Below are 26,666 nucleotides of genomic sequence, written 5' to 3'. Positions count from 1 at the left end.
AGGATCAGGCCGGATTCAGCAGTGCTTCGATGCGGCGTGCGCAGTCGATGTCGGTCTCGGAGATGCCGCCCACATCATGGGTGTTGAGGCTGACCTTGCAGCGGTTGTAGCCCACCTCCAGATCGGGGTGGTGGTCCTGCTGATGGGCAATCAGGGCCAGCGCGTTCACAAAGGCCATGGTTTCGTAGAAATTCACGAAACGGAAGGTCTTGCTGATGGCCGCGTTGCCGGCCAGCAGCTCCCAGCCCTCAAGGGTTGCCAGCTGCTCTTGCACTTGCTCTGTGCTCAGGGCGCTGCGCTTGAGCTGGGACCAGTCTTTCTGTTGCAGTGTGGGTGTGCTCATGTCTGAATTCGTTGTGGTGTTACAAGCTGCCTGCAGGAGCCGGCATGCGCGCCAGGCGATCCACGGCAGGAGGGTGTGAATAGTAAAAGCTCACATACCATGGGTCTGGCGTGAGTGTGGAGGCATTGTCCTCGTAAAGCTTGAGCAGTGCCGAAGCCAGTTGTGCACCATCGGCCTGCTGCATGGCATAGGCATCGGCCTCGAACTCGTCGCGGCGCGACATGGCGGACATCAGCGGCGTGACGAAGAAGCTGAACACCGGCACGGCCAGCATGAACAGCAGCAGGGCCAGCGCATTGTGTTCGGCAGCCACGTCGATGTTCGGGCCCAGCAGCACAGAGACTCCGAGTCCCGTGTAGAACCAGAGTTGCTGGCTGAGCCAGCCCAGCAGCGCAAAGCCCAGCAGCGAGACGCCGAACATCAGGACCATGCGCTTGCTGATGTGCTTGTGCTTGAAGTGGCCCAGCTCGTGAGCAAGCACGGCTTCGACTTCGCCGGGGCTGAGCTGCCTGAGCAAGGTGTCAAAGAACACCACGCGCTTGGAATTGCCGAAACCCGTGAAATAGGCGTTGGCATGCGCCGAGCGGCGGCTTCCGTCCATCACGAACAGTCCCTTGGCCGCAAAGCCGCAGCGCTCCATCAGCCGGGTCACGCGGCTCTTGAGGCTTTCATCGGCCAGCGGTTCGAACTTGTTGAACAGCGGTGCAATAAAGCTGGGGAAAATCCACATCAGCAGCAGATTGAAAGCCGTCCAGGCGCCCCAGGCCCAGAGCCACCACAGCGGGCCGGTCGAGCCCATGAGCCAGAGAATCAAGGCCGCCAGCGGCAGGCCGATGATGGCGCCCACCAGCGTCGACTTGAGCAGATCGGCCAGCCACAGGCCTGGCGTCATCTGGTTGAAGCCGAAGCGCTGCTCCAGCCTGAAGGTCTGATAGAGCGACAGGGGAAGCTCGATCAGCGCCGAGATCACGGCAAAGCTGGCAAGCAGCGCCAGCTGCTGCCACAGGCCGGGTTTGATGAATTCCAGCAGCCAGCGGTTGAGCCAGTCCAGCCCGCCCAGCAGCGTCCAGCACAGCAGCACGGCGGCCGACAGCGTGATGTCGATCAGCGACACCCTGGCCTTGGCCAGCGTGTAGTCGGCCGCCTTCTGATGGGCGGACAGGCTGATGCGATGGGCAAATGCCGGTGGCACGGCGTCGCGGTGGGTGGCCACATGGCGCACCTGGCGCGAAACAAGCCACACGCGCAGCAGCCATTGCAGGGCCACGGCCGTCGCAAACAGCAGCGAAAGTGCCAATGTGAAATCTAGTCTGGAAGCCATGTATTGGCAGTGTAGGCGACAATTTGCGCCATGTCTGAAGCTTCCTGTACGAATTCCGTCAGCGCCGCCCCCGTGGCCGCTACCCCACCGGTTCTGCCCAAGTCCGATCTCAATATGGTGTGGCTGGACTGCGAAATGACGGGGTTGAACCCCGACCGCGACCGCATCATCGAGATTGCCGTGGTGGTCAGCAGCTCCGATCTGCAGATTCGCGTCGAAGGCCCGGTATTCGCCATTCATCAGTCCGACGAGCTGCTGGGCGGCATGGATGCCTGGAACAAGGGCACGCATGGCAAAAGCGGCCTGATCGACAAGGTCAAGGCTTCGACCATCAGCGAAGCAGAGGCGGAAGCCGCGCTGATTGCCTTTCTGGGCAAATACGTGCCCAAGGGCAAGACGCCGCTGTGCGGCAACAGCATTGGTCAGGACAGGCGCTTCATGGAGCGCTACATGCCCAAGCTCAACAATTTCTTTCACTATCGCAATATCGACGTGAGCACGCTCAAGGAGCTGGCCAAGCGCTGGAAGCCCGAGGCCTATACCTCCTTCAAGAAGGCGCAGCGTCACACGGCCCTGGCCGATGTGCACGAGTCCATCGACGAGCTGCAGCATTACCGCCAGCAACTGCTCAGCGTCTGATGGTGCGGTGGCGGGTCGGTATAGCCCTGCCACTTGCGGGAAAACCCGGTACATGCGACAATGCACTGCTTACCCGATCAATGGGTAATTTTTGCGCATCTCCATCACACACCGGGTTCTTACTTGCGTGCAACGGCCTGCCCAGCGCCGACACGACAAGCCATAACACCCATCTGCCCCGTTTTGCGAACGGGCCAGTCAAAGTCTGACGGTGGATGTTGATAACCAACCGTCAAAGAAGCGAGCAGCACGCTGACTGCGTCGCTTTTTGCGTGAGCTATTCATGACAGAAAACTCCCTGGAGCAGGGCCAAGTGGCCGCTGCTGATATTGCTTTGTCTTCTCCCGAACTCGATTCCCGTCTGGACGCCATGCTGGCCGACATGGACGCGGAAGATGCCGCTGTCGAAGAAACCCAAGCCGCCGACGAACCCAATGGCTTCGTAGAACTGGGTCTGGCCCCCGAACTGATCCAGGCCGTGACCGACCTGGGCTATACCCAGCCTACCGCTGTGCAGCTGCAAGCGATTCCCCTGGCCATGGGCGAAGGTGCCGATGCCGACGGCTTCATCGACCTGATGGTCTCCAGCCAGACTGGCTCGGGCAAGACCGCTGCCTTCCTGCTGCCCGTGCTGCACACCCTGATTAAGCAGCGTGCCGTGGCCGATGCGGCCGCCAAGGCTGAATTCGAGCGCCTGTGCGCCGAAGCTGCGGCCAAGGGCGAGCCCGCTCCCAAGCGCAACAAGCGCAAGGACCCCACCAACGCCCGCAACTTCAAGGCCGCCGTGCCCGGCGCCCTGGTGCTGTGCCCCACGCGTGAGCTGGCCCAGCAGGTGGCGCATGACGCCATCGAGCTGGTCAAGCACTGCCGCGGCATCCGCATCGCCAACGTGGTGGGCGGCATTCCTTACCAGCTGCAAATCGCCAAGCTGCAGAACGCCGATCTGGTGGTGGCCACTCCCGGCCGTCTGCTGGACCTGCAGCGCTCCATGCAGATCAAGCTGGACAAGGTGCAGTTCCTGGTGGTCGACGAAGCCGACCGCATGCTGGACCTGGGCTTCTCCGACGATCTGGCCGAAGTCAACCAGCTGACGGCCGAGCGCAAGCAGACCATGATGTTCAGCGCCACGTTTGCTCCCCGCATTCAGCAACTGGCCATGCGAGTGATGCATGACGGCGGCGCCAACGTGAAGAAGATCACGATTGCCACGCCCCAGGAGAAGCACGCCAACATCAAGCAGGCGCTGTTCTGGGCCGACAACATGCAGCACAAGCGCAAGCTGCTCGACCACTGGCTGCGTGACAGCAGCATCAACCAGGCCATCGTGTTTGCGTCCACCCAGGTGGAATGTGACGGTCTGGCCAACGATCTGCAGCAGGACGGTTTCTCTGCCGTGGCCCTGCACGGTGCTCTGAGCCAGGGCCTGCGCAACCGCCGCCTGATGGCGCTGCGCAACGGCCAGGTGCAGATCCTGGTGGCCACCGATGTGGCTGCTCGCGGTATCGACGTGCCCACCATCACCCACGTCTTCAACTACGGCCTGCCGATGAAGGCTGAGGACTATACCCACCGTATCGGTCGTACCGGTCGTGCGGGCCGCGAAGGCGTGGCCGTGACGTTTGCGGAATTCCGCGACCGTCGCCGCGTGTTCGACATCGAAGGCTATACCCGTCAGCAGTTCAAGGCCGAGACCATTCCCGGCATGGAACCCCAGCAGCGCTTCCCCGCCTCTGGCGAGCGTGACGGTCGCCGTGGCGGCGGCGCCGGTGGTCGCGGTGGCTTCGGTGGTCGTCGCGATGGCGAAGGCTACGGTCGCAAATCCGGCTTCGGCAGCTTCGGCGGTGGCCGTGGCAATGATCGCGGTGGTTTCGGTGGCGACCGTGGCGGTGACCGTTTCGGTGGCGATCGCGCCGGTTTTGGTGCACCTCGTGGTGATCGCTTTGCCGATCGCGGCGGCGACCGTGGTGGTGATCGCGGCTTCGGCGGTGGCCGCCCCAGCTTCGGTGGCGAGCGTCAAGAGCGCAGCTTCGAGCGTCGTGATGATCGCGGCAGCTTTGGTGGCGATCGCGGCGGTTTCCGTGGTGGCGAGCGTCAAGAGCGCAGCTTCGGCGGCGGCGAATCGCGTGGCGGCTTCGGTGGTGGTGCCCAGCGCCGTGAAGGCGGCGATTTCGGTCGCAAGAGCTTTGGCGGTGGCCGTGAAGGCGCTCATGCCGGCGCTCCCCGCGAAGGCGGCTTCCGTGGTGGTGAATCGCGCGGCTTCGGCGGCGGCGATCGCCGTCCTGCCTTTGGTCAGGGTGCCGGCAAGCCTTATCAGCCCCATGGCGAACGTGGTGGCGAGCGCAGCTTCGAACGCAAGCCCCGCGCACCGCGTCGCGACGAGCGTTGATCGCTGATTCGGGCTGCGGCCCGAAGCATGAAAAAAGCCGGCTCTTGAAGCCGGCTTTTTGTTGCCCGTACAGGGCTGGGATAGCTCTTGAAAAGTGAGCTGCTAGCGCATGTCATTCAAGGATTTCAGATACTTTCCAATCTGAAGTCTATGAATGACATACGGTAGCTGCTCCATTATTTAATGTTCGGAGGCATGGCGGCCGATGTCCGGCCAGTGGTGGTGCAGATAGATCCAGGCGACCAGGCCGATCAGCATCATCAGAATCGAGCCCGTGGCCAGCAGTGCGGCCGAATGCATGACCAGCGGCGCGATCACGCCGGCCACAAAGCCGTTGGCCACCGAGCCCACCACGGCCTGCAGCGAAGAGGCCAGGCCGCGCCGCGCAGGATGGATGTCCAGCACCAGCAGCGTCACCACGGGCACCATCAGAGCCCAGCCGTAGGCGAACAGGCTGATGGGAATCAAGGCCCAGCTCACATGGGCAGGCCAGATCAGATTGGCCACCAGATTGATGATGGAGGTCACGCACATCACCAGAAAGCCGTGGCGGATCTGGCGCTTGGGCGGAATGCGTCCGGCCAGGCGGCCGCTGGTCCAGCTGCCGGCCATGATGCCGCCGATGGTGGCGATGAAGAACCAGAAGAACTGCGTGGGCTCGAGCTGCAGGATATCGCCCAGAAAAGCAGGAGCCGACAGCAGATAGAGAAACATGCCGTTGAACGGAATGCCGCTGGCCAGGGCCAGCAGCAGAAAGCGCGGATCGGTGAGCAAGATGCCATAGCCCTGCATCAGCGGTCTGAACTGGAAGGGCTGGCGTTTTTGCGGCGGCAGCGATTCGGGAAGAAACTTGACGTTGATGAGCCAGAGCAGCACGCCCACGATGCTCAGGAACCAGAAAACGGCCTGCCAGCTCAGGTGCACGAACAGCCAGCCGCCGATCACGGGAGCCAGTGCCGGTGCAACGCCGAAGAAGATGGTGATCTGCGCCATCACGCCCTGGGCCTGGGTCGGCGGAAAGATGTCGCGCACGATGGCGCGCGAGACCACGATGCCGGCGCCCGTGGACAGGCCCTGCAGCGTACGGAATATCACCAGCTGGGTGATGTTCTGCGACAGCGCGCAGCCGGCCGAGGCGATGGTGAACATCACCAGTCCCCAGAGGATGACGGGGCGGCGTCCGAAGCTGTCAGCCAGGGCGCCATGAAACAGGTTCATGAAGGCAAAGCCCAGCAGGTAGGCAGACAGTGTCTGCTGCATTTCTACGGGGGTTGCGCCCAAGGCCTTGGCAATGCCCGAGAAGGCGGGAATATAGGTGTCAACCGAGAACGGGCCCAGCATGCCGAGAATGGCAAGCAGCATGGCCAGAGTCCAACGCGGTCCGCGCCAGAACGTGGAGAGGTCGTTTTGCATAGTGAGTCTTGGGTGGGCAAATACTGCCCGGGGATGCCTGCATGATGCCTGATATGGCGCGGCTCCGGTGTCGGCGCCCATGCTTTTGCAGATTCGGCGGCGCTTGGGCGCGGCCAAGAAAAAAGCCAAAGTTCCTGAGAACTTTGGCTTTTGAATTGTGGTGGGCCCTGAGTGATTCGAACACTCGACCAACGGATTAAGAGTCCGCTGCTCTACCAACTGAGCTAAGAGCCCGCCGGATAAACCGGAGGATCAATCTGAAGAATCAGACCGAAGAAAATTTTGGTGGGCCCTGAGTGATTCGAACACTCGACCAACGGATTAAGAGTCCGCTGCTCTACCAACTGAGCTAAGAGCCCGCCGGATAAACCGGAGGATCAATCTGAAGAATCAGACTGAAGAAATTTTTGGTGGGCCCTGAGTGATTCGAACACTCGACCAACGGATTAAGAGTCCGCTGCTCTACCAACTGAGCTAAGAGCCCGCCGGAGTAAATCCGGAGGATCAATCTGAAGAATCAGACTGAAGAAATTTGGTGGGCCCTGAGTGATTCGAACACTCGACCAACGGATTAAGAGTCCGCTGCTCTACCAGCTGAGCTAAGAGCCCCACACAACGCCTGCGCTGCAAGCGAGACCGCAATTATGCGCTAATTCTGGAGGGCTTGCAGGAAAACCCGCGGGTTTTTTTAATCCAGTGCGTTGCGGCGTTGCAATTCCACGAACAGACCCGCCTGGTCCAGGTCGCCCAGGCCGTTTTTCACTCCCTCGGCATAGAGCTGCTCCAGCAGGCCGGTGATGGGCGCGTCAAAGCCGACTTCCTCGGCCGTGGCGATGGCGTTGCGCATGTCCTTGAGCTGCACCGTCATGCGCCCGCGTGGCGCAAAGTCGTGCTTGACCATGCGTTCGCCATGCACTTGCAGGATGCGGCTGTCGGCAAAGCCGCCGGAGATGGCTTCACGAACCTTGGCAGGGTCGGCGCCGCCACGTTCGGCCAGCAGCAGCGCTTCGGCCACGGCACCGATGGTGATGCCCACGATCATCTGGTTGGCCAGTTTCGCGAGCTGGCCTGCGCCGTGCGGGCCCACATGGGTGGCACGGCCAAGCGCTGCAAAGACGGGCAGGGCATGTTCGAAATCCGCAGCCTCGCCACCGGCCATGATGGCCAGCGTGCCGGCTTGCGCACCCAGCGTGCCGCCCGAGACGGGAGCATCCAGATGCCGCACGCCCAGCGCGGCAAGCTTGCCCGCATGTTCACGCGCCTCGCGTGGCTGGATGGAAGCCATGTCGATGAACAGCGAGCCCTTGGGCATGGCATCGGCAACCCCCAGCGTGAACAGCACTTCGCCCACGATGGCGCCGCTCTCCAGCAGGCTCACGGCGAAGTCCACGCCGCGTACGGCATCTGCCGCGCTGCCGTGGATGCTCACGCCATCGGCAGCCAGCGGCTCGGCCTTGGCGCGGGTGCGATTCCAGACGTGGACCTCATGGCCGGCCTGGGCCAGGCGGCGGGCCATGGGCAGGCCCATCATGCCCGTGCCCAGAACGGCGATCTTCAATGTGTTCATGGCGTTGTTTCCCTGGAGCTTTTATGAATGACGACATGCTAAGCCCTGGTGAAGGCCGCAATCGCGGCCATGATCACAGATCAGTTGTGCGCGCAGGATGCAGAAAAAGGGACAGCCGAAAACAACAAGGGCAGCCTGAGCTGCCCTTGATGCTTTTTTTTGGAGGTTCACCTTCGCGCTGGTGAGTCGCGCTTTACGGCCTACATCAGCAGATGCTCGCCGGCGTTGTCGCCGCCGAGGATGACGTAGTTGACCTTGCGGATGTCCATGAGCTTGGTGCCGCCGGAGTAGCTGATGGAGGACTGCACGTCCTGCTGCATCTCGACCAGCGTGTTCATCAGCGGGCCCTTGACGGGCTCCAGAATGCGCTTGCCTTCCACATGCTTGTACTCGCCCTTGTTGAAGTCGGAGGCCGAGCCGTAGTATTCCTTGAACAGCTGGCCGTCCACTTCCACGGTCTTGCCGGGCGACTCTTCATGGCCCGCAAACAGGGAGCCTATCATCACCATGGTGGCACCGAAACGGATGCTCTTGGCGATGTCGCCGTGGCTGCGGATGCCGCCGTCGGCAATGATGGGCTTGGTCGCCACGCGGGCGCACCACTTGAGCGCCGACAGCTGCCAGCCGCCCGTGCCGAAGCCGGTCTTGAGCTTGGTGATGCAAACCTTGCCGGGACCCACGCCGACCTTGGTGGCGTCCGCACCCCAGTTTTCGAGGTCGATCACGGCCTCGGGCGTGGCGACGTTGCCGGCAATCACAAAGGCCGCAGGGATCTTGGCCTTGATGTAGGCAATCATGTTCTTCACGCTCTCGGCATGGCCGTGGGCAATGTCGATGGTGATGTATTCGGGGCAGATGCCGTCGGCCACGAAGCGGTCCACCGTCTCGTAGTCCGGCTGCTTGACGCCCAGAGAGATGGAGGCAAACAGTCCCTTGGACTGCATGTCCTTGGTGAAGGCCACGTTGTCGATGTCAAAACGGTGCATCACATAGAAGAAACCGTTTTGTGCCAGATAAGTGCAGATCTTCTCGTCCACCACCGTCTTCATGTTGGCGGGCACCACAGGCAGCTTGAAGCTGAGGTTGCCCAGCACCACGCTGGTGTCACATTCCGAACGGCTTTCCACGCGGCACATGCGGGGCAGCAAAAGAATGTTGTCGTAGTCGAAGATTTCCATGGTTCCAAGCTCCGGAAAAGGTCACGGCGGGAATCTCACCCACCTCAATTTTCAAGGATAGGCGCTTGGCTTGGAGCCCGGTTTTTGGCAGTGCCGGCATGCAGCAGGCAAAAAAAACCGGACCTCAAAAAACTTGGGCCCGGTGATTGATTCTATACGGCGCTGGCGCAAATCGTATGTTCCGGCATCGTTATGAGGGTTATAAGGATTTTCTTATAGCGTCACTTTTGCCCTGTGTGTCACCCGGTGTGCCATAGACCCGCATGAAGGCATCCACGGCGCGCTCGGTGCACAGGGCAATCTCCTGCGCAGTAGGGGCGGGCAGGTGCTGGAACATGAAGCGCGGCAGCAGTTCGGCTTCCAGCAGCGCCAGCAGATGATGGCGCATGACTTCTGTATCGGCATTGCGCAGCAGCCGGCGCTCTATGCCCTGCTGCAAAAAGGCGTTGATGGCAGCGTTGCCGCGCGCCGGCCCCATGTCCCAGCAGCGTTGGCCGATATTGGCGCGACCGCCTTCGGAGACCAGCAGGCGGCGCACGGACATCACCTCCGGCGAATACAGCAGACCCAGGAAACGCTGGCCAAAGTTGCGCAGCGTCTGCGCCGCATCGTCATTGCCGGTCTGCAGCGCCAGCATGGTGTTCTGGAAGTCGGCCTCGGAGGCCTGGAACATCACCTCCAGAAACAGCGCTTCCTTGGACGGGAAGTAGTTGTAGAGCGTGGCCTTGGAGCCGCCCAGCCGCGTGCAGATCTCGGACATGGAAGTGCGCTCGAAGCCCAGTTCGCCAAAGGTGGCCGCTGCAACGTCAATGATGGCTTGTCGCTTTTCTTCCGTTTTGGTGCGCATGGGGCGAAATGTCCTGGGGCGGTTGTGATGTCTTTCAGTGTAGCGCTTGCGATCTCAAACGCTGGAAACATATACTGTACCGTACAGTTCATTATTAAAGTATTTCATGACTCAATGCATAGCCGCCGCGCCGCAGAGGATTCGGCGCGGGCGCCATGGCTGGTGGGTTCTGGGCTTGCCGGCGGTTCTGGCAGCCTGTGCCCAGATTCCCGAATGGGAGGGCAAGGCCATGCTGGCGCAGCCCGTGCCCGAGACTCTGCAGGCTGCAAACCATGCCCCGCCCATGGACTGGCCCCCCCAGCAATGGTGGCAGCGCTATGGCGACGCACAGCTCGATCAGCTGATCGCCGAGGCTATGGAGGGCGCTCCCGATATGGCGGCCGCCGCCGCCCGCGTGCAGCAGGCCAGGGCCATGCTGGGCGTGAGCGAGGCGGCCTCTGCGCCGCAGCTTTCCGCCCGCGCCTCGATCAGCGAGGACAAGCTCAGCTACAACCATCTGACGCCAGAGGCCTTCGCGCCGCGCGGCATGAATGACTACGGCCGCGCCACGCTGGACCTGAGCTGGTCGCTGGATCTGTGGGGCAAGCAGCGCGCCGCCGTGGCCGCCGCTGCCGGCGAACTGGCAGCGCGCGAGGCCGATGCAGCCCAGGCGCGTCTCTTGCTGTCCAGCAATGTGGCCCTGGCCTATGCACAGCTGCTGCGCCTGGCCGCCAATGCGCAGACGCTGGAGCAATCGGTGCAGGTGCGCCGGACCACGGCCGGGTTGTTTGAGCAGCGCTATGCCAACGGGCTCGAAAACCAGGGCAGCGTGCACAGCGCCAGGGCGCGTCTGGCGGCTGCACAGGCCGAGCTGGCACAGATGCAGGAACAGGTCGGCTTGCAGCGCAACAGCATTGCTGCGCTGATTGGCGCCGCTCCCGATCGTGGTGCGGCCATCGTGCTCGATGCCGGGCGCCTGCAATCACCGTGGCAGCAGCAATGGGCCTTGCCCGAGCAGTTGCCGGCGCATCTGCTGGGCCGTCGCCCCGATGTGGTGGCGGCCCGCCTGCAGGCACAGGCGCTGGAGTCGCGCGTGGCATCGCAGCAGGCCGAGTTCTATCCCGATGTGAATCTCAGCGCCTTTGTCGGCGTGCAGTCGCTGGGCCTGGACATGCTGAGCCGCAGCGGCTCCGGCATCGCTAGCGTGGGGCCGGCCGTCAGCCTGCCGATCTTCAATGGCGGCCGTTTGCGCTCGCAACTGGGTGCCGCGCGCGCCCGTTATGACGAGGCCGTGGCCCAGTACCGCAGCACGCTGAACCGGGCCTTGCAGGAGGTGGCGGACAACGCCGTCAGCCAGCGAGCGCTGCAGCAGCAACTGACGGCCATGCAGCAAGCCGTGATGGCCGCGACCGAGGCGCATCGCGTGGCGCGCAACCGCTATGAAGGCGGGCTGGCGCGCTATCTCGATGTGCTGTCGGCCGAAGACCAGTTGCTGGCCAGCGTGCGCCAGCTGGTCGATGTGCAGTCGCGCGCCCTGACGCTCGATATCGGTCTGCATCGCGCACTGGGCGGCGGCTGGAGCGAGTCCGCCGGCGCCCCTGATGCGGCTGCGCCAAAGGCCTGAGCCACTTTCCTGAACTGAATGACTTACGCAAAACGGGTTCCGGCAAGACGACTGCCTCAGGCGGCAGGCCGTGATTGCATTCCTGTTTGCGTAGGTCCCATGAATATTTCCAAGGTTTTTGTATGACTGAAAACGCTTCTTCCGTGAGCGCGAATCCTGCCGTGCGCGAACAGCGCCGCAACCGGCTGCTGGCCGGGCTGGCTGGCGTGGTGCTGCTTGGCGGTGCGGGCGCCGGCGCCTATTGGTGGATGCATGCCTCCCGCTTCGTCTCCACCGACAACGCCTATGCGGCGGCCGAGGTGGCGCAGGTCACGCCGTCCATAGGCGGCACGGTGCTGGAGGTGCTGGTCAGGGACACCCAGGCCGTCAAGCAAGGCGATGTGCTGCTGCGCATCGATCCCACGGACGCCAGGCTGGCACTGGCCCAGGCCGAGGCCGAGCTGGCCCGCGCCATGCGCCGCGTCAAGGGCTATGTGGCCAATGATGGCGGCCTCAAGGCCCAGGTGACGGCACGCGAGGCCGATGAAAAGCGCGCGGCCGCGCAGCTGCTGGCGGCCGAGGCCGATATGGAGCGTGCCACCATTGATTTGCAGCGCCGCCAGGCCCTGGCCAGGAGTGGTTCGGTCTCGGGCGAGGAGCTGACGCAGGCGCAGAACGCTTTTGCCGCAGCCAAGGCGCAGCTGGCATCGGCCGTGGCCGCGCAGGCACAGGCCAGGGCCAACCGCGAAGCCGCCATTGGCGCCAAGCAGGTCAACGCCACCTTGATCGAGGGCGCGGATGCACAGAGCAATCCCGAGGTGCAGCTGGCGCAGGCGCGTCGCGATCAGGCCCAGGTCGATCTGGATCGCAGCACGGTGCGCGCTCCCGTCGATGGCGTGGTGGCCAGGCGCAGCGTGCAGATCGGTCAGCGCGTGCAGGCCGGCGCGCCCTTGATGACGGTGGTGCCGGTGCAGCGGATCTATGTGGATGCCAACTTCAAGGAGGGCCAGCTGGGCAAGGTGCGTGTGGGCCAGCGCGTGCAGCTGCAGTCCGATCTGTACGGCAGCGATGTGAAGTACAGCGGCACTGTGGTGGGCTTCAGCGGCGGCTCCGGCTCGGCGTTTGCAGCCATTCCCGCGCAGAACGCCACGGGCAACTGGATCAAGGTGGTGCAGCGCCTGCCCGTGCGCATTCAGCTCGATGCCGCCGAGCTGGCCAGGAACCCGCTGCGCGTGGGCCTGTCCATGCAGGTGACGGTGGACACCCGCAGCGGCCCTGCCGACGCAGCCGGCGTGGCGACCACGGCCGCGCAGTGAGCGTCTCATGAGCGATCACAACGCAAGTGCGGCCGCAGCGGCCGATGCGCCTGCCGTGCCCATGGCCGCCGGCATGGTGCCGCTGACGGGGGGCACGCTGTGGCTGGCGGCCCTGGTGCTGGCTGCGGCCAATTTCATGGCCGTGCTGGACATGACGGTGGCCAATGTCTCCGTGCCCAGCATTGCCGGCAACCTGGGCGCGACCACCAGCCAGGGCACCTGGGTCATCACCAGCTACGCGGTGGCCGAGGCCATCACCGTGCCGCTGACCGGCTGGCTGGCGGCGCGCTTCGGCGCGGTGCGCGTGTTTGCCACGGCCATGGGCTTGTTCGGTCTGGCATCGCTGCTGTGCGGTCTGGCCAATTCGCTGGGCATGCTGGTGTTTGCGCGCATCTTGCAGGGCCTGGCCGGCGGCCCGCTGATGCCGCTGTCCCAGTCGCTGCTGCTGCGCATCTTCCCGCCGCGCATGGCGCCTGCGGCCATCGGCCTGTGGTCCATGACCACGCTGATAGCTCCCGTGCTGGGCCCCATCGTGGGCGGCTGGATCTGCGACGAGTACACCTGGCACTGGATCTTTCTGATCAACATCCCGGTGGCCCTGGTCTGCGCGTTCGCGGTCTGGCATCTGGTCAGGCGCTACGAGCAGCCGCTGCTCAAGAACCCCATAGACACCGTAGGCCTGGTGTTGCTCATCGTCTGGGTGGGTTCGCTGCAGCTGATGCTGGACGAAGGCAAGAACCTGGACTGGTTTGCCTCGCCCATGATCGTGGCGCTGGCCGTGGTCGCCGTGGTGGGCTTTGCGGCCTTCATGATCTGGGAGCTGCATGCCGAGCACCCGATCGTGGATTTGCGCGTCTTCAGGCACCGCGGCTTTTCCATGGCCGTGTTGACCATCAGTCTGGCGTTTGCAGCCTTCTTCGCCGTCAATGTGCTCACGCCGCTGTGGCTGCAGAGCTTCATGGGCTACACGGCCACGCTGGCGGGTCTGGTCACGGCCTGGACGGGCTTGTTCGCGCTGTTCGTGGCGCCGGCTGCGGCCGGGCTGGCGGCCCGGGTGGATCCGCGCCGGCTGATCTTTGGCGGCGTGTTCTGGATGGGGGTGATCACCTTCTGGCGCGCGTTCGCGACCACGGACATGGGCTATTGGGACATCGCCCTGCCGCTGATGTTCATGGGGCTGGGTCTGCCGTTCTTCTTCATCCCGACCACCGGGCTGGCGCTGGCCAGCGTGGAGCCGCAGGAGATGGACAACGCCGCCGGCCTGATGAACTTTCTGCGCACCCTGTCGGGCGCGGCCGCGGTCTCCGTGGTCAACACGGCCTGGGAGAACGGCACGACGCGCAAGCATGCGGATCTGGTGGGTTTGAGCGATGCCAGCGGCGAGGTGTTGCACGGGCTGCAGCAGTCGGGCATGAGTCCCGATGCGGCGCTGTCGGCGCTCGATCAGCTCATCACCAGCCAGAGCGTGATGCTGGCCACCAACCAGATCATGTTCATCATCGCGGGCGGCTTTGTGCTGGCAGCCTGCGCGATCTGGCTGGCACCGAGGCCGAGCCGCACGGTTGAGCCCGGTGCGGGTGGACACTGAGTGTGAGTGCCGTGGCTTGAATGATTTGATAGCTGCTTGCGTTTGATATTCATGCTTTTCAGATATGAAAATATCTGAAATCCATATTTATCAAGCGCAGGCAGCTTTTCTTTCAGGAGCATGAAGCCACGAAAGCAGCAGCAGGTCGCAGGGAGTCGCCAGCATTTCTACAATGGGGGGCTATGTTCCCGATCGACCTGCTTGACTCCGCGCCAGACGGTGCAAATTCCGGCGCCAATCCCGCCTCTCACTCGCCCCTGCTGACCGGCCTCAACGATGAGCAGCTGGCTGCGGTGACCCTGCCTGCGGGCCATGCGCTGATTCTGGCGGGGGCCGGCTCGGGCAAGACGCGCGTGCTGACCACGCGCATCGCCTGGCTGCTGCAGACCGGGCAGGCCACGCCCGGCTCCATCATGGCCGTGACCTTCACCAACAAGGCCGCCAAGGAGATGCTCACGCGTCTGTCGGCCATGCTGCCCTACAACGTGCGCGGCATGTGGATAGGCACGTTCCACGGCTTGTGCAACCGACTGCTGCGCGCCCACTATCAGGCCGCGAAGTTGCCCCAGGCGTTTCAGATTCTGGATACGCAAGATCAGCTCTCGGCCATCAAGCGTCTGTGCAAGCAGTTCAATGTGGATGACGAGCGCTTTCCGCCCAAGCAGCTGATGTACTTCATTGCGGGCTGCAAGGAAGAGGGCATGCGCCCTGGCGATGTGGTGGCGACCGACCCCGACACTCGCAAGAAAGTGGAGCTGTACCAGCTCTACGAAGAGCAATGCCAGCGCGAAGGCGTGGTCGATTTTGGCGAGCTGATGCTGCGCAGCTACGAGTTGCTGCGTGACGATGTCCATCTGCGCCACCACTATCAGCGCCGCTTTCAGCACATCCTGGTGGACGAGTTCCAGGACACCAACAAGCTGCAGTACCAGTGGCTCAAGCAACTGGCGGGCGACGATGTGGGCGGGCGCTACGAGTCGGCCGCCAGCGTGATTGCCGTGGGTGACGACGACCAGAGCATCTATGCTTTTCGCGGTGCACGCGTGGGCAATATGGCCGACTTCATCCGCGAGTTCGACGTCAAAAACCAGATCAAGCTGGAGCAGAACTACCGCAGCTACAGCAATATCCTCGACTGCGCCAACGCCCTCATCAGCCACAACAGCAACCGCCTGGGCAAGAACCTGCGCACCAGCCAGGGCCCGGGCGAGCCGGTGCGTATCTACGAGGCGCCCAGTGATTTGGCCGAGGCTGCGTGGATGGTCGACGAGATCAAGCAGCTGGTCAGAAACGATGGTTTCACGCGCCAGGAAATCGCCGTGCTCTACCGCAGCAATGCGCAAAGCCGGGTGATCGAGTCGGCGCTGTTCAATTCCAAAATTCCCTACCGTGTGTACGGTGGCCTGCGCTTTTTCGAGCGCGCGGAAATCAAGCATGCCCTGGCCTATCTGCGCCTGCTGGAGAATCCGCACGACGACACCAGCTTCCTGCGCGTGGTGAACTTTCCCGCACGCGGCATAGGCGCGCGCACGATCGAAGTCCTGCAGGACACGGCGCGCAGCAGCGGCACCTCGCTGAGCGACGCTGTCACGGCCGTGGGCGGCACGGCCGGCACCAAGCTGCAGGGCTTTGTTGCACAGATCGATGTGCTGCGCGAGCAGACGCAAGGGCGCACGCTGCGTGAAATCATCGAGACCGTGGAAGAGCAAAGCGGCCTGATCGAGCATTACCGCAACGAGAAGGAAGGCGCGGACCGCATCGAGAACTTGCAGGAACTGGTCACGGCTGCCGAGAGCTTTGTGACCCAGGAAGGCTTTGGCCGCGATGCCGTGGCCATGCCGCTGGACGAGCAGCAGAATGCACCGCAGCTGAGCCAGTCACCTGTCAGCCAGGGGCTGGACCCGAATCAGCCGCAGCTGGACGAGGCGCTCAAGGCGCCGGCCGGTACGGCGGCCTCCATGGTCAATGCCGATACCGGCGAGACGCTGTCGCCGCTGCAGGCCTTTCTCGTGCATGCGGCGCTGGAAGCGGGCGACAACCAGGCCCAGGCGGGCCAGGATGCCGTGCAATTGATGACCGTGCATGCCTCCAAGGGCCTGGAGTTCGATGCCGTGTTCATCGGCGGTGTGGAGGAAGGCCTGTTCCCGCACGAGAACGCCATGATGGATCGTGGCGGTCTGGAGGAGGAACGGCGCCTGGCCTATGTGGCTATCACGCGTGCGCGCAAGCGTCTGTATCTGAGCCATTCGCAGACGCGCATGCTGCATGGCCAGACGCGCTACAACGTCAAGAGCCGTTTCTTTGACGAGCTGCCTGAGGAAGCGCTCAAGTGGATCACGCCCAGGCAGAGCGGCTTTGGCAGTTTCGCCCCTTCATCGGGCGCTGGCGGCGCCTGGGAATCCAGGGGCGCAAGCCAGTTTGGCTCCGGCTCGGGCTGGGGCGGCAAGCAGACCGAAGTCTTTGCGAGTTCGCCCGTGCCGCAGCAAAAGGCCGAGCCCGCGCACGGCATCAAGGCCGGTATCGCGGTGTTCCACAACAAGTTTGGCGAGGGCAAGGTGCTGGCCGTGGAAGGCTCGGGTGACGATGCGCGCGCACAGGTCAGCTTTGGCCGCCATGGCACCAAGTGGCTGGCGCTGGCGATTGCCAAGCTGACGATCGTGGACTGAGGTTCGCGGGCCGTTGGGACATGAAAAATGCCGCCAGCATCACGCTGGCGGCATTTTGGATTGAAGCGGCTTATTTGGCCTTGAGTGTCATCTGCGTGGGCTTGGCCGTCATGTAGCCGACTGCCGCACCAAACTTGTCCTTGTAATTGGCGTTGATCAAACCGTCAAGCTGATCCTTGACCTTGGCGTGCAGAGTGCTCCAGTCACCGGGGTGCTGGAAGTTGCTCTGGATATAGGTCCAGCCGTTGATCTCGTCCACGGCATGCAGACCTGTGGATTCGGCACCTGCCGGTGTGGACAGAATGCGCGACATGGCCTTGGTCTCGACGTTATAGGTCCACAGGAAGTTGTTGATGTGGTTGCCGCTGTCTTCGCCGATGAAGAGCGTGCGCATCTTTTCGGAGAACTTGAGGTTGTCGGGGCTGGCAATCTTGTCCGGGTGGGCAGTGTTGCCTAGTGCATCTGCGGCAATGTCTTCGCCCATCATCAGCATGTGCGAGCTTGTGGGCACCCATTCACTGTTGATGGCCGTGCCTTTGGTGTCCTTGATGCTGCCGCCCAGCTTGTGCTCCAGAATGCCGCCCGCTTTGACCGTCTTGGGAAAGTTGACATTGTGCTTGGCATCCCAGAGCTTGTCGTTCTGGATCATGGAGGTCTGGATATTGGCCAGTGCCGAGTAGGCAACCTTGTCCTTGATGCTGATTGTTGTGCCCTCCATCTTGGTGAAAGCCATGCTGCCACCCATCAGATTGGCATAGCGGTGGGTTTCTAGGAAGGCAGCAGCCTTCTCCATGCCGGACTTGAGCTTGATCCAGGCGGCGCTGCCATCCAGAAAGACCTTGGTGTAGCTAGCGTCGCCGGGGTCAGTCGTGAGCGACTCCATGATGTCGGTGGGCTTGGTGCTGTTAGCCAGCGCTTCGATTTCAGCGCTGGTGGCGTGACCGAGGTTGATCCACTCCATCTTGGCGGTGGAGGTGTCGGTCAGCGACTCCGTGTAATGCGCCACATACAGCGTACCGGCGGAGAGATCTTTTTCCTTGTCCGCGACAAACATGAACAGACCGCCGTTGGTGTAGTCGTCACCCATCAGTGCTGTGCGATTGTCAGGCATGACATGGATCAGCTCATGCGAAATGCGGCCCAGGCAGTAGTGCTTCTTGACCGTGCCAGTGCCGTCGGGGTTGACCGTGATTTCAGGCAGATGGCCGTAGTGGTACGGGTTGGCCTTGGTTTCATCGCCAAACACGTTCTTGCTGAAGGCTTTGAACATGGAGGAGTTGCTGGCGCTGAAAGCATCGGGTTCGTACTCTTCGCTGGACAGGTGGGTGTTCCAGGGCGAGAGGCTGGCACCGCAGGTGATCCACAGGCCGTGAGCCTTGGACATGTCCACATTGTGGTACTTGACCAGGCTCAGCTTGCCCGTAGTCTGATCCTGATCCAGTGTCAGCACGGCGATGGGCGATGGCAGGGTGCCGTAGGCGCTCTTGCCGGACTGGTCTTTGTTGGCGTACTCAAACTGCACCACCGCAAACACGGGCTTGCCTTTGACGCCGTCCACCTTGGCGTTGTCGAGTTGCAGCAGCGAAGAGCCATCTGGGCAGTCGGAGAAGAAGTGGCGTTCCTTGCCAGCCACGCTTTTGTCCATGATGGGCTGGTTGTTGATGTCGTAGTAGCCACCGGCGAGGATCTTGCCGCCTTTGCCGTCGGTCACCATGTCGCCGGTGACGAAGTAGGGTTCATAGCCCAGGTCGTAGACCTGCTCGCTCTTGTCATCGAACGCCACCTTGAGCTGCGAAGCCACATACATGGTGGCCATATTGGCGGGCGTGGTCAGCGTGGGCGCCGCCATGCTGGTGAAGGTGGCGGAAACATAATTCTTGGTGACAGGAGGCGTTGTCGGCGTTGTGTTGTCATCGTCACCACCACCACATGCGGCCAGCAGGCTGGATGCGGACACGACCGAACCCAGTGGGAGCAGAGGAGCGCCGGAAAAGAGTTGCAGGGCCTTACGACGGCTGAGCAGATTTTGTGCCATGAGAGTTTCGCAGTGTGGGGTGAAGCGCAGACTTGGGGCCGCGCTGAATTGGATGAATGCCAGGACATGAGATGCATGCCTTGGTCAGTCCTGCGAATCCTAGGAAACGAATATGACAGTGCCGTGGCGGCTTGATGACGCCGGGATGAATGATCTGGCTACACGGGCCTGTGTTCAGCCCATAAAAAAGCCCCGACCTGGGGTCGGGGCTGGTGCGGGGTAGTGCTCGAGCTTAGGAGTCCGATGATGGCGGCGCTGTGCCCGACGAGGAGTCGATCAGAGTCTGGTCGTCATCGGGCGGGCTGAAGCTGTCACGGAAGGTAAACACAATCGAGGTAAAAAAGATGGCTGCCAGCATCAGTGCCGTTGCCACCATCAGGCCACCGGCAATGCTGCCGATGAGCATGGCCAATATGCCGGTCACGATGGCCAGGGCCATGCCTGAGACGATGAACACGCCGATCCAGCAGACACCGAACACCAGATAGGCACCGATATTGCGAATGCAGCCGACAAAGCTGAAGAACAGCGATTTGACGGGGCTGATGCCATGCCAGTGGATGAGCGCCGGAGCATGCCAGAAGGCCAGCGACAGCGGCAGGTAGAGAAACATGCTCAGCCACATGGCGGACTGGAACTCGGGCTCTTCGGCCAGTTCTCGGGTCATGGGAGTCTGACCCAGGTAGACGCTGGCAAACGTGCCGCCGTCCACAAGGCTGGAGGCACCGATGATGAGCAAAAAGCCTGCGGCATAGAGGCCGCCCAGCATCAGCATGGAGTGCAGATGCTGGCTGCCGGAGCGGAAAGCCACCAGCAGCAGCGCCGGTGTGGGCTTGCGGCCGTGGGCGGCTTCGGATGCTGCGACCATCATGGTCAGCGAGATGCATGGCAGCAGTGCCAGTGCAATGACAGGGCCGATCAGCGGCAGGGCCGAGATCAGAGACATGCTGGCCATGCCCAGAAAGAACAGGGCGGCAAGGGCGAGGGGCTGGCTTTTGAAGGTGCGCAGACCCTGCAGCACCCATTGCAGACCGGTGCCGGGTGGAACGATTTGAAGTTTCATGGAAGAGGCTGAAATACTTTTGCGAGAGCGTGCAAAAGTCGCTTCTTGCACTGTACCCGAGACGGCTGAGCGGGGCCATCAAAAGCCCCGGAGCAATCAGCTTGCCTGGTACTCAGTCCAGCGTCAGCGGATGTGCGATGCGCTGGCTCAGCACGCGCTCGAAGTGGGTGGGGTCGTGAGGCTGCAGCAGTGCGGCTTCACGCGGCAGATGGAAGTCCCAGAGGCGGGAGATCCAGAAACGCAGGGCGCCGGCACGCAACTGGGCGTTGAGCAACTCGCGCTCGGGCCCGGTCAGAGGACGCACGGACTGGTAGGCCGCAAGCATGGCTTTGGCGCGCTCGGCATCATGTGCACCTGTTGCGTGATCGATACACCAATCGTTGAGGCAGACCGCAAGATCGAAGAGCCAGGTGTCCACGCCCGCGAAATAGAAGTCGAAAAAGCCGGTCAGCCGGTCGCCGTCGAACATCACGTTGTCGCGGAACAGGTCGGCATGGATGGGGCCGCGCGGCAGGGCCGCATAGCTGGCCGAGGCGGCGATATGGTTCTGATAGGCCAACTCGGCGCGCAGCATGGCGGCGGTTTCCTCGCCCAGATGGGGCAGGACCACGGGCACGGTTTCATTCCACCAGGGCAGGCCGCGCAGATTGGGCTGCTGGCGGTTGTAGTCCTGACCGGCCAGGTGCATGCGCGCCAGCATCTCGCCCACGGCAGCGCAGTGCACGGCAGCCGGGGTCAGCTGGCTCTTGCCGGCCAGGCGGTTGACGATGGATGCGGGCTTGCCGCAGACCTTGAGCAGAATGTCACCGCTGCGTGTCTCGCCCTGCGGGTCCGGCACGGGAATCCCGGCTTGTGCCAGGTGCTTCATCAGGTAGAGGTAAAAAGGCAGCTGCTCGGCACTCAGGCGCTCGAACAGTGTCAGCACCCACTCTCCCTGGTCGGTCGTCAGAAAATAGTTGGTGTTTTCAATGCCGCCTTGAATGCCGCGCAATTCCTTGAACGCGCCTAGGGACATGCGGCGCAGCAGCTCGCGCGCATCTTTATCGGAAACTTCGGTGAAAACAGCCATGGTGAATACGCCGGTCTGGGGCGACCGACCGAACTAGCGGGGAGAAGGTGTCTATATGCAACAGGGCAGTGAAGCACTGCCCTGTCATGAATGGGGGAAGGCGCGCCGCGCTTCAGAATTTGATGAAATTCCAGACGCGGGTGCCCGTGGTGTCGCCGCTGTTGTTGTCGCGGTTGCGGGCTGCGCGGGCGCCGTCGTTGGACTGCACCTCGTACTCGGGCATGGAGCCTACCTTGGGTTGCACGGTGATGCTCTGGGTCTGACCGCCCACACGGGTTTCATCCACACGGCTGCCAGCATCTTCCACGCGGATATGTTCGATCCGCTGGTTGTGCCTGCCGGTCGCCGCCGCGTTGTCCTGCTGGCCCTGGGGCGCAGGAGCGACCACGGCATTGGCCGGAGCAGGAGTGGGGGACTGGGCCAGAACGGATCCGGCAGCCAGGCTCAGGATGATGAAAAGTGGTGCAGCGCGCATGATGCATAGATTGTAGGGCGACTTCGAATTGTCCCACCAGGCGCAGCCTGTCTTTGGGCTGCAGCTCGGAGGAGCCGGGCACGCGTGCACAATCCGGGGTATGAGCAATTCCAAGACCCTGGTGCTGGTGGACGGCTCCAGCTACCTCTACCGCGCCTACCATGCCATGCCCGACCTGCGGGCGATTCCAGGCGACCCGGCCAGCCCGGCTACGGGCGCTATCCGCGGCATGGTGAACATGATGCAGGCGCTGAGGAAGGATGTGCAGGCCGATTACGCCGTCTGCGTGTTCGATGCCTCGGGCCCGACCTTCCGCGACGAGATGTACACCGAGTACAAGGCCACGCGCTCGCCCATGCCCGATGATTTGCGCAGCCAGATCGAGCCCATCCACGAGGTGGTTCAACTGCTGGGCTGGAAGGTGGTGGCCGTGCCCGGCGTGGAAGCCGATGACGTGATCGCCACGCTGGCGCAGACCGCGGCGGCCCAGGGCATACAGGTCATCGTCTCCAGCGGCGACAAGGACTTGAGCCAGTTGGTCAACGAGCATGTGACCATCATCGACACCATGAACGGCAAGAAGCGCGACGTGGCGGGAGTGACGGCCGAGTTCGGCGTGCCGCCGGCGCTGATGATCGACTACCAGGCCCTGGTGGGCGACACCGTGGACAACGTGCCCGGCGTGACCAAGGTCGGGCCCAAGACAGCAGCCAAGTGGCTGGAGGAGCATGGTTCGCTGGACAATCTGATCGCCCGCGCCGCAGATATCAAGGGCGTTGCCGGTCAGAACCTGCGCGATGCGATTGCCAGCGGTCAGCTGGCGCTGAGCCGCCAGTTGGTGACCATGAAGACCGATTGCGATCTGTCCTCCTATATCAGCGGCCTGCCGCAGCTCGATGCCATCACGCTGGCCGAGCCCGATAGCGCAGCGCTTGCGCCCTTCTACGAGAAATACGGCTTCAAGGGGCTGGCGCGCACGCTGGGCGCCGCAGCAGCCGAAGCCAAGGCGGCCAAGCCCGGCAAGGCTGCCAAGACGGACAGTGCCCAGGGCGGCCTGTTCGATGCCGATGACGCGGCGGCGACCGAGGTCGCCGTGACTGCCCAGCAGCGCGATGTGCTCTACACCACCATCCTGAGCGAGGCTCAGCTCGATGAATGGCTGGCCAAGATCAGCGCCGCCGAGCTGACCGCGCTGGATACCGAGACCGATTCACTGGACGAGATGGTGGCCCGCATCGTCGGCATCTCCTTCAGCGTGGCCGTGGGGGAGGCCGCCTATATTCCGCTGCGCCACGAAGGCATGGACGTGCCCGAGCAGCTCGATATGGACATGGTGCTGGCCAGGCTCAAGCCCTGGCTGGAAGATGCCGGCAAGAAGAAGCTGGGCCAGCATGTCAAATACGACCAGCATGTGTTTGCCAACCACGGCATCACCGTGCGCGGCTATGCGCACGACACCATGCTGCAGTCCTATGTGCTCGAAGCCGACCGTCCGCACAATCTGACCAGCCTGGCGCTGCGCCATGTGAGTCGCAGCGGCATCAGCTACGAGGACCTGTGCGGCAAGGGCAAGAACCAGATTCCGTTTGCCCAGGTGAGCGTGGACAAGGCCGCGGCGTACAGCTGCGAGGACTCCGACCAGACCCTGGATGTGCACAACACCTTGTGGCCGCGCATCCAGGCCCATGCCGGTCTGCTGCATATCTACGAGCTGGAAATGCAGACCAGCGAAGCGCTGTTTCGCATCGAGCGCAATGGCGTGAGCATCGACGCTGGCGAGCTGGCACGCCAGAGCAACGATCTGGGCGCGCGCATCCTCAAGCTCGAGGAAGAGGCTTACGAGATTGCGGGCCAGCCCTTCAATCTGTCCTCCCCCAAGCAGCTGGGAGAGATCTTCTTCGACAAGCTGGGTATGCCCGTCGTGAAGAAGACCGCCACCGGCGCGCGCAGCACGGACGAGGAGGTACTGGAAAAGCTGGCCGAGGACTATCCGCTGCCCGCCAAGCTGCTCGAACACCGTTCGCTGTCCAAGCTCAAGGGCACCTACACCGACAAGCTGGCGCAGATGGCCTTGCCCAGCGATGGCCGCGTGCACACCCACTATGCCCAGGCCGTGGCGGTGACGGGGCGTCTGTCCAGCAACGACCCCAATCTGCAGAACATTCCCGTGCGCACGCCCGAAGGCCGCCGCGTGCGCGAAGCCTTTGTGGCACCCGAGGGCAAGCTGATTGCCAGCGCCGACTATTCGCAGATCGAGCTGCGCATCATGGCCCATCTGTCGGGCGACGAGGCCTTGCTGAGCGCCTTCAAGAACGGCCTGGACGTGCACCGTGCGACGGCCGCCGAAGTCTTCGGCGTGAGTGTGGACGAGGTCAGCAGCGAGCAGCGCCGCTATGCCAAGGTGATCAACTTCGGCTTGATCTACGGCATGAGCAGCTTCGGCCTGGCCAAGAACCTGGGCATTGAAACCAAGGCTGCGGCTGCCTATATCGACAAATACTTCCAGCGCTACCCCGGCGTGAAGCGCTATATGGACCAGACCGTGGAGCTGGCCCACGCCCAGGGCTATGTGGAGACCGTGTTCGGTCGCCGCCTGGTGCTGCCCGAGATCAACGGCGGCAACGGCCCGCGCAAGAAAGCGGCCGAGCGCGCGGCCATCAATGCCCCCATGCAGGGCACGGCGGCCGATCTGATCAAGAAGGCCATGGTGGCCGTGCAGGCCAGGCTGGATACCGAAAAGCCCGAGGTGCTGGTCATCATGCAGGTGCATGACGAACTGGTGTTCGAGCTGCCTGAATCCGCCAGGGACTGGGTGCAGGCCGAGATCCCGGCCATCATGGCTGGCGTGGCCGACCTGTCCGTGCCGCTGCTGGCCGAGATCGGCTTTGGCAGCAGCTGGGAAAAGGCGCATTGAGCTTTTCACCCAAAGGCGCACTGATACGCGTTCGTCCCGGGGCTACTAGGTCTTGCCGAGACGAATCCTTAAAAAAGAGAGCTGCTTGCGCTTTCTAATAAAGAATTTCAGGTTGTTTTTGACCTGAAGTGCTTTGTTCACATGCGCTGTCAGCTCCTGAATTGTTCTGGCTTGTTGCGGGAAATATCTTGTTCAAAGGCTTTGCAATGACGCCCGCCGTGCGCATGGGGTTGTCGATTTCGGTGGCGACGGGGCTGTACGGCATCTCCTTCGGTGCGCTTTCCGTGGCGGCCGGCCTCAATCTCTGGCAGACCATGGCGCTGAGCGCGCTGATGTTCACGGGCGGTTCGCAGTTCGCCTTCATCGGCGTGGTTGCCGGTGGCGGCAGCGGCATGGCGGCCGTGAGCGCTGCCTCGCTGCTGGGCGTGCGCAATGCCATCTACGGCATGCAGATGAGCCGTCTGCTGGGTGTCAAAGGGCTGCAGCGCTGGCTGGCCGCGCACTGGACCATCGACGAATCTGCGGCCACGGCATCGGGGCAGGAAGATCTGGCCGAGCAGCGGCGCGGCTTTTGGGTCGCAGGGGCGGGCGTGTTCCTGCTCTGGAATCTGTTCACCTTGCTGGGCGCGCTGATGGGCAATGCGCTGGGCGACACGCGCCGCTTCGGTCTCGACGGAGCCGCCGTGGCGGCCTTTCTCGGTCTGCTCTGGCCGCGCCTCAATGCGCGCGAGCCGGTGGCGCTGGCACTGGGCTGCGGGCTGGTCACGGCCCTGGCCATACCCTGGGTGCCCGCAGGCGTGCCGATTCTGCTGGCCGCGGCCCTGGGCGCCTTCTGGGGCTGGGTGCGTCCTTCGGAGGCTGAGCAATGACGCTGTCCCTGTGGCAATGGATTTTGCTGGCCTGTGCGCTGGCCTTTGTGACCAAGCTGCTGGGCTACAGCCTGCCCGAGCGCTGGATGCGCAGCCCGCGCATGGCCCAGATCGCGGCCTGTCTGACGGTGGCGCTGCTGGCATCGCTGACGGTGATGAACACCTTGGCCAGCGGCACGCGCATCAGCCTGGATGCGCGTCTGGGCGCCTTGCTGGTGGCGGCGCTTGCCCTGTGGCTGCGGGCACCGTTCTTGCTGGTGGTGATTCTGGGGGCGGCCGCTGCGGCGCTGCTGCGCTGGCTGGTCTGAGCTGACGGAAAGGCACTGGCCTTAGACTGCATGGCCAGCCCGGCTTGCTGCGCGAGCCGGGCTGGCTTGAGATTCCATCAACCCAAGGAGGATCCATGAAGTACGAAGACATCGCTCAGGATATGCAGGGGCTGCTTGGCGGTCGCACCGATGCCCGGCCCAGCCGCCGCGCGGCCTTGCGCACAGCCCTGGGGGCCGGTCTGGGCGTGGGCTATGCCTGCGCTGCCGGGCCGGTCATGGCACAGACGGCCATCAAGACTCCGGTCGACGGCCTGACGGCAGGTGAGGTCAGCATCGATGTCAAAGGCTTCAAGCTGCCGGTCTACCGGGCCATGCCTGCGGGCAGGCAGAATCTGCCCGTGGTGCTGGTGATCTCCGAAATCTTCGGCGTGCACGAATACATTGCCGACACCTGCCGCCGCCTGGCTCGTGCCGGCTATCTGGCGATAGCGCCCGACCTGTTTGTGCGCCAGGGCGACCCCATGGCCTATGCCGAGATGGCCAAGCTCATGAGCGAGGTGATCGCCAAGGTACCCGATGCCCAGGTCATGGGCGATCTGGACGCGGCCGTGCAATGGGCGGGTACGCAGGGCGGCGATGTGAAGAAGCTGGCCATCACCGGCTTTTGCTGGGGCGGGCGCATCACCTGGCTCTATGCGGCGCATGCCCCGCTCAAGGCCGGCGTGGCCTGGTACGGGCGTCTGCAGGGCAACAAGAACGATTTGCAGCCCAGCTATCCGCTGGATCTGGTGGGGCAGCTCAAGGCGCCGGTGCTGGGCCTGTACGGCGGCAAGGACACGGGCATTCCGCTGGAGTCGGTCGAAGCCATGAAAGCAGCTCTCAAGACCGGCTCTGCGGCCGCCAGGGCCTCGGAGTTCGTGATCTTCCCCGAGGCGCCCCATGCCTTCCATGCCGACTACCGCCCCAGCTATCGCGAGCAGGCCGCGCAGGACGGCTGGACCCGCATGCTGACCTGGTTCAACCAGCATGGCGTGGCTTGATGCCTCATACGCTGAAATTTTCGGCCCGGGGGGCTTGACAGCTTTGCTAAGGTGAAAGAAGTCCCGGCGTGCCATGCATGTCATGC

At 63.1% G+C, this 26,666-nt stretch carries 20 protein-coding genes and 4 tRNA genes; 10 read left to right on the top strand and 14 right to left on the bottom strand.

The window, feature by feature from the left end; all coding sequences use genetic code 11:
* Window positions 1-4 precede the first annotated feature (4 nt).
* Window positions 5-343, bottom strand: coding sequence for a 4a-hydroxytetrahydrobiopterin dehydratase (locus EIC84_RS05980; protein ID WP_003067828.1), 339 nt, complete (start codon window positions 341-343; stop codon window positions 5-7).
* A 19-nt stretch (window positions 344-362) separates the two neighbouring features.
* A complete protein-coding gene (locus EIC84_RS05975; RefSeq protein WP_034362731.1) occupies window positions 363-1,664 on the bottom strand; it encodes a M48 family metallopeptidase in 1,302 nt (433 codons plus the stop codon).
* Window positions 1,665-1,694: 30 nt separating this feature from the next.
* Here EIC84_RS05975 and orn point away from each other — a divergent pair, with 30 nt between their 5' ends.
* Together orn and EIC84_RS05965 are read left to right on the top strand one after the other, a co-directional pair.
* Complete coding sequence (gene orn / locus EIC84_RS05970) at window positions 1,695-2,303, top strand: oligoribonuclease (RefSeq protein ID WP_003067823.1); 609 nt, start codon at window positions 1,695-1,697, stop codon at window positions 2,301-2,303.
* Window positions 2,304-2,586: 283 nt separating this feature from the next.
* Complete coding sequence (locus EIC84_RS05965; RefSeq protein ID WP_003067821.1) at window positions 2,587-4,689, top strand: DEAD/DEAH box helicase; 2,103 nt, start codon at window positions 2,587-2,589, stop codon at window positions 4,687-4,689.
* Between the two features lie 180 nt (window positions 4,690-4,869).
* Here EIC84_RS05965 and EIC84_RS05960 read toward each other — a convergent pair whose 3' ends face one another.
* From EIC84_RS05960 to EIC84_RS05925, 8 genes are all read right to left on the bottom strand, one after another.
* Entirely contained in the window at window positions 4,870-6,102 is a 1,233-nt protein-coding gene (locus EIC84_RS05960; RefSeq protein ID WP_003067818.1) for a multidrug effflux MFS transporter, read from the bottom strand.
* A 158-nt stretch (window positions 6,103-6,260) separates the two neighbouring features.
* A tRNA-Lys gene (locus EIC84_RS05955) sits at window positions 6,261-6,336 on the bottom strand.
* Between the two features lie 49 nt (window positions 6,337-6,385).
* Window positions 6,386-6,461: transfer RNA gene (locus EIC84_RS05950), tRNA-Lys, on the bottom strand.
* 49 nt (window positions 6,462-6,510) lie between these two features.
* Window positions 6,511-6,586: transfer RNA gene (locus EIC84_RS05945), tRNA-Lys, on the bottom strand.
* Between the two features lie 49 nt (window positions 6,587-6,635).
* Window positions 6,636-6,711 (bottom strand) — tRNA-Lys (locus EIC84_RS05940).
* Window positions 6,712-6,790: 79 nt separating this feature from the next.
* On the bottom strand, window positions 6,791-7,669 hold the full coding sequence (locus tag EIC84_RS05935) for an NAD(P)-dependent oxidoreductase (protein WP_003067815.1): 879 nt from the start codon (window positions 7,667-7,669) through the stop codon (window positions 6,791-6,793).
* Window positions 7,670-7,869: 200 nt separating this feature from the next.
* A complete protein-coding gene (locus tag EIC84_RS05930) occupies window positions 7,870-8,847 on the bottom strand; it encodes a GMP reductase (RefSeq protein ID WP_003067812.1) in 978 nt (325 codons plus the stop codon).
* A 199-nt stretch (window positions 8,848-9,046) separates the two neighbouring features.
* The gene (locus tag EIC84_RS05925) at window positions 9,047-9,694 is read right to left on the bottom strand and encodes a TetR/AcrR family transcriptional regulator (protein WP_003067809.1); all 648 of its coding nucleotides are present in this window, start codon (window positions 9,692-9,694) and stop codon (window positions 9,047-9,049) included.
* A gap of 106 nt (window positions 9,695-9,800) precedes the next feature.
* On the opposite strand from EIC84_RS05925, the gene EIC84_RS05920 reads away from it, so the two are divergent.
* The 4 genes from EIC84_RS05920 (at window position 9,801) to EIC84_RS05905 (ending at window position 16,846) form a co-directional block, all read left to right on the top strand.
* Complete coding sequence (locus EIC84_RS05920) at window positions 9,801-11,297, top strand: efflux transporter outer membrane subunit (RefSeq protein ID WP_003067806.1); 1,497 nt, start codon at window positions 9,801-9,803, stop codon at window positions 11,295-11,297.
* Between the two features lie 122 nt (window positions 11,298-11,419).
* On the top strand, window positions 11,420-12,592 hold the full coding sequence (locus EIC84_RS05915) for an HlyD family secretion protein (RefSeq protein ID WP_003067805.1): 1,173 nt from the start codon (window positions 11,420-11,422) through the stop codon (window positions 12,590-12,592).
* A 7-nt stretch (window positions 12,593-12,599) separates the two neighbouring features.
* Window positions 12,600-14,180, top strand: a complete 1,581-nt coding sequence (locus EIC84_RS05910) for a DHA2 family efflux MFS transporter permease subunit (protein WP_003067803.1) — start codon at window positions 12,600-12,602, stop codon at window positions 14,178-14,180.
* Between the two features lie 182 nt (window positions 14,181-14,362).
* On the top strand, window positions 14,363-16,846 hold the full coding sequence (locus EIC84_RS05905; RefSeq protein ID WP_003067802.1) for a UvrD-helicase domain-containing protein: 2,484 nt from the start codon (window positions 14,363-14,365) through the stop codon (window positions 16,844-16,846).
* Between the two features lie 70 nt (window positions 16,847-16,916).
* Here the strand turns inward: EIC84_RS05905 and EIC84_RS05900 are convergent, their stop codons facing one another.
* From EIC84_RS05900 to EIC84_RS05885, 4 genes are all read right to left on the bottom strand, one after another.
* The gene (locus tag EIC84_RS05900) at window positions 16,917-18,881 is read right to left on the bottom strand and encodes a PhoX family phosphatase (RefSeq protein WP_003067799.1); all 1,965 of its coding nucleotides are present in this window, start codon (window positions 18,879-18,881) and stop codon (window positions 16,917-16,919) included.
* A 232-nt stretch (window positions 18,882-19,113) separates the two neighbouring features.
* Window positions 19,114-19,944, bottom strand: coding sequence for a BPSS1780 family membrane protein (locus tag EIC84_RS05895; RefSeq protein ID WP_003067798.1), 831 nt, complete (start codon window positions 19,942-19,944; stop codon window positions 19,114-19,116).
* A gap of 112 nt (window positions 19,945-20,056) precedes the next feature.
* Window positions 20,057-21,013 carry a homoserine kinase gene (locus EIC84_RS05890; protein WP_003067796.1) on the bottom strand — a complete coding sequence of 319 codons (957 nt, stop codon included), beginning with the start codon at window positions 21,011-21,013 and terminating at the stop codon, window positions 20,057-20,059.
* A 112-nt stretch (window positions 21,014-21,125) separates the two neighbouring features.
* A complete protein-coding gene (locus tag EIC84_RS05885) occupies window positions 21,126-21,488 on the bottom strand; it encodes a hypothetical protein (protein ID WP_003067794.1) in 363 nt (120 codons plus the stop codon).
* A 100-nt stretch (window positions 21,489-21,588) separates the two neighbouring features.
* On the opposite strand from EIC84_RS05885, the gene polA reads away from it, so the two are divergent.
* The 4 genes from polA to EIC84_RS05865 all read left to right on the top strand — a co-directional run bounded on the left by polA (window position 21,589) and on the right by EIC84_RS05865 (window position 26,580).
* Window positions 21,589-24,402 (top strand): DNA polymerase I, encoded by a 2,814-nt coding sequence (gene polA, locus EIC84_RS05880; protein ID WP_003067792.1) that lies wholly within the window; start codon window positions 21,589-21,591, stop codon window positions 24,400-24,402.
* Between the two features lie 206 nt (window positions 24,403-24,608).
* Window positions 24,609-25,271, top strand: a complete 663-nt coding sequence (locus tag EIC84_RS05875) for an AzlC family ABC transporter permease (RefSeq protein ID WP_034362752.1) — start codon at window positions 24,609-24,611, stop codon at window positions 25,269-25,271.
* The gene (locus EIC84_RS05870) at window positions 25,268-25,579 is read left to right on the top strand and encodes an AzlD domain-containing protein (protein WP_003067787.1); all 312 of its coding nucleotides are present in this window, start codon (window positions 25,268-25,270) and stop codon (window positions 25,577-25,579) included. The genes EIC84_RS05875 and EIC84_RS05870 overlap by 4 nt, the downstream gene beginning before the upstream one ends.
* A 95-nt stretch (window positions 25,580-25,674) precedes the next feature.
* Window positions 25,675-26,580 (top strand): dienelactone hydrolase family protein, encoded by a 906-nt coding sequence (locus EIC84_RS05865; protein WP_003067785.1) that lies wholly within the window; start codon window positions 25,675-25,677, stop codon window positions 26,578-26,580.
* Window positions 26,581-26,666: the final 86 nt, after the last annotated feature.

This window comes from Comamonas sp. A23, from assembly GCF_004522605.1.
GTDB classification, from domain to species: Bacteria; Pseudomonadota; Gammaproteobacteria; order Burkholderiales; family Burkholderiaceae_C; genus Comamonas; species Comamonas thiooxydans.
This window is presented reverse-complemented; position numbering and strand designations above follow the sequence as displayed.

Excerpts from the sequence above, each read along its gene's own strand:
- EIC84_RS05980 (WP_003067828.1), bottom strand. The coding sequence starts at position 343 with ATGAGCACACCCACACTGCAACAGAAAGACTGGTCCCAGCTCAAGCGC.
- EIC84_RS05975 (WP_034362731.1), bottom strand. The coding sequence starts at position 1,664 with ATGGCTTCCAGACTAGATTTCACATTGGCACTTTCGCTGCTGTTTGCG.
- orn (WP_003067823.1), top strand. The coding sequence starts at position 1,695 with ATGTCTGAAGCTTCCTGTACGAATTCCGTCAGCGCCGCCCCCGTGGCC.
- EIC84_RS05965 (WP_003067821.1), top strand. The coding sequence starts at position 2,587 with ATGACAGAAAACTCCCTGGAGCAGGGCCAAGTGGCCGCTGCTGATATT.
- EIC84_RS05960 (WP_003067818.1), bottom strand. The coding sequence starts at position 6,102 with ATGCAAAACGACCTCTCCACGTTCTGGCGCGGACCGCGTTGGACTCTG.
- EIC84_RS05935 (WP_003067815.1), bottom strand. The coding sequence starts at position 7,669 with ATGAACACATTGAAGATCGCCGTTCTGGGCACGGGCATGATGGGCCTG.
- EIC84_RS05930 (WP_003067812.1), bottom strand. The coding sequence starts at position 8,847 with ATGGAAATCTTCGACTACGACAACATTCTTTTGCTGCCCCGCATGTGC.
- EIC84_RS05925 (WP_003067809.1), bottom strand. The coding sequence starts at position 9,694 with ATGCGCACCAAAACGGAAGAAAAGCGACAAGCCATCATTGACGTTGCA.
- EIC84_RS05920 (WP_003067806.1), top strand. The coding sequence starts at position 9,801 with ATGACTCAATGCATAGCCGCCGCGCCGCAGAGGATTCGGCGCGGGCGC.
- EIC84_RS05915 (WP_003067805.1), top strand. The coding sequence starts at position 11,420 with ATGACTGAAAACGCTTCTTCCGTGAGCGCGAATCCTGCCGTGCGCGAA.
- EIC84_RS05910 (WP_003067803.1), top strand. The coding sequence starts at position 12,600 with ATGAGCGATCACAACGCAAGTGCGGCCGCAGCGGCCGATGCGCCTGCC.
- EIC84_RS05905 (WP_003067802.1), top strand. The coding sequence starts at position 14,363 with ATGTTCCCGATCGACCTGCTTGACTCCGCGCCAGACGGTGCAAATTCC.
- EIC84_RS05900 (WP_003067799.1), bottom strand. The coding sequence starts at position 18,881 with ATGGCACAAAATCTGCTCAGCCGTCGTAAGGCCCTGCAACTCTTTTCC.
- EIC84_RS05895 (WP_003067798.1), bottom strand. The coding sequence starts at position 19,944 with ATGAAACTTCAAATCGTTCCACCCGGCACCGGTCTGCAATGGGTGCTG.
- EIC84_RS05890 (WP_003067796.1), bottom strand. The coding sequence starts at position 21,013 with ATGGCTGTTTTCACCGAAGTTTCCGATAAAGATGCGCGCGAGCTGCTG.
- EIC84_RS05885 (WP_003067794.1), bottom strand. The coding sequence starts at position 21,488 with ATGCGCGCTGCACCACTTTTCATCATCCTGAGCCTGGCTGCCGGATCC.
- polA (WP_003067792.1), top strand. The coding sequence starts at position 21,589 with ATGAGCAATTCCAAGACCCTGGTGCTGGTGGACGGCTCCAGCTACCTC.
- EIC84_RS05875 (WP_034362752.1), top strand. The coding sequence starts at position 24,609 with ATGACGCCCGCCGTGCGCATGGGGTTGTCGATTTCGGTGGCGACGGGG.
- EIC84_RS05870 (WP_003067787.1), top strand. The coding sequence starts at position 25,268 with ATGACGCTGTCCCTGTGGCAATGGATTTTGCTGGCCTGTGCGCTGGCC.
- EIC84_RS05865 (WP_003067785.1), top strand. The coding sequence starts at position 25,675 with ATGAAGTACGAAGACATCGCTCAGGATATGCAGGGGCTGCTTGGCGGT.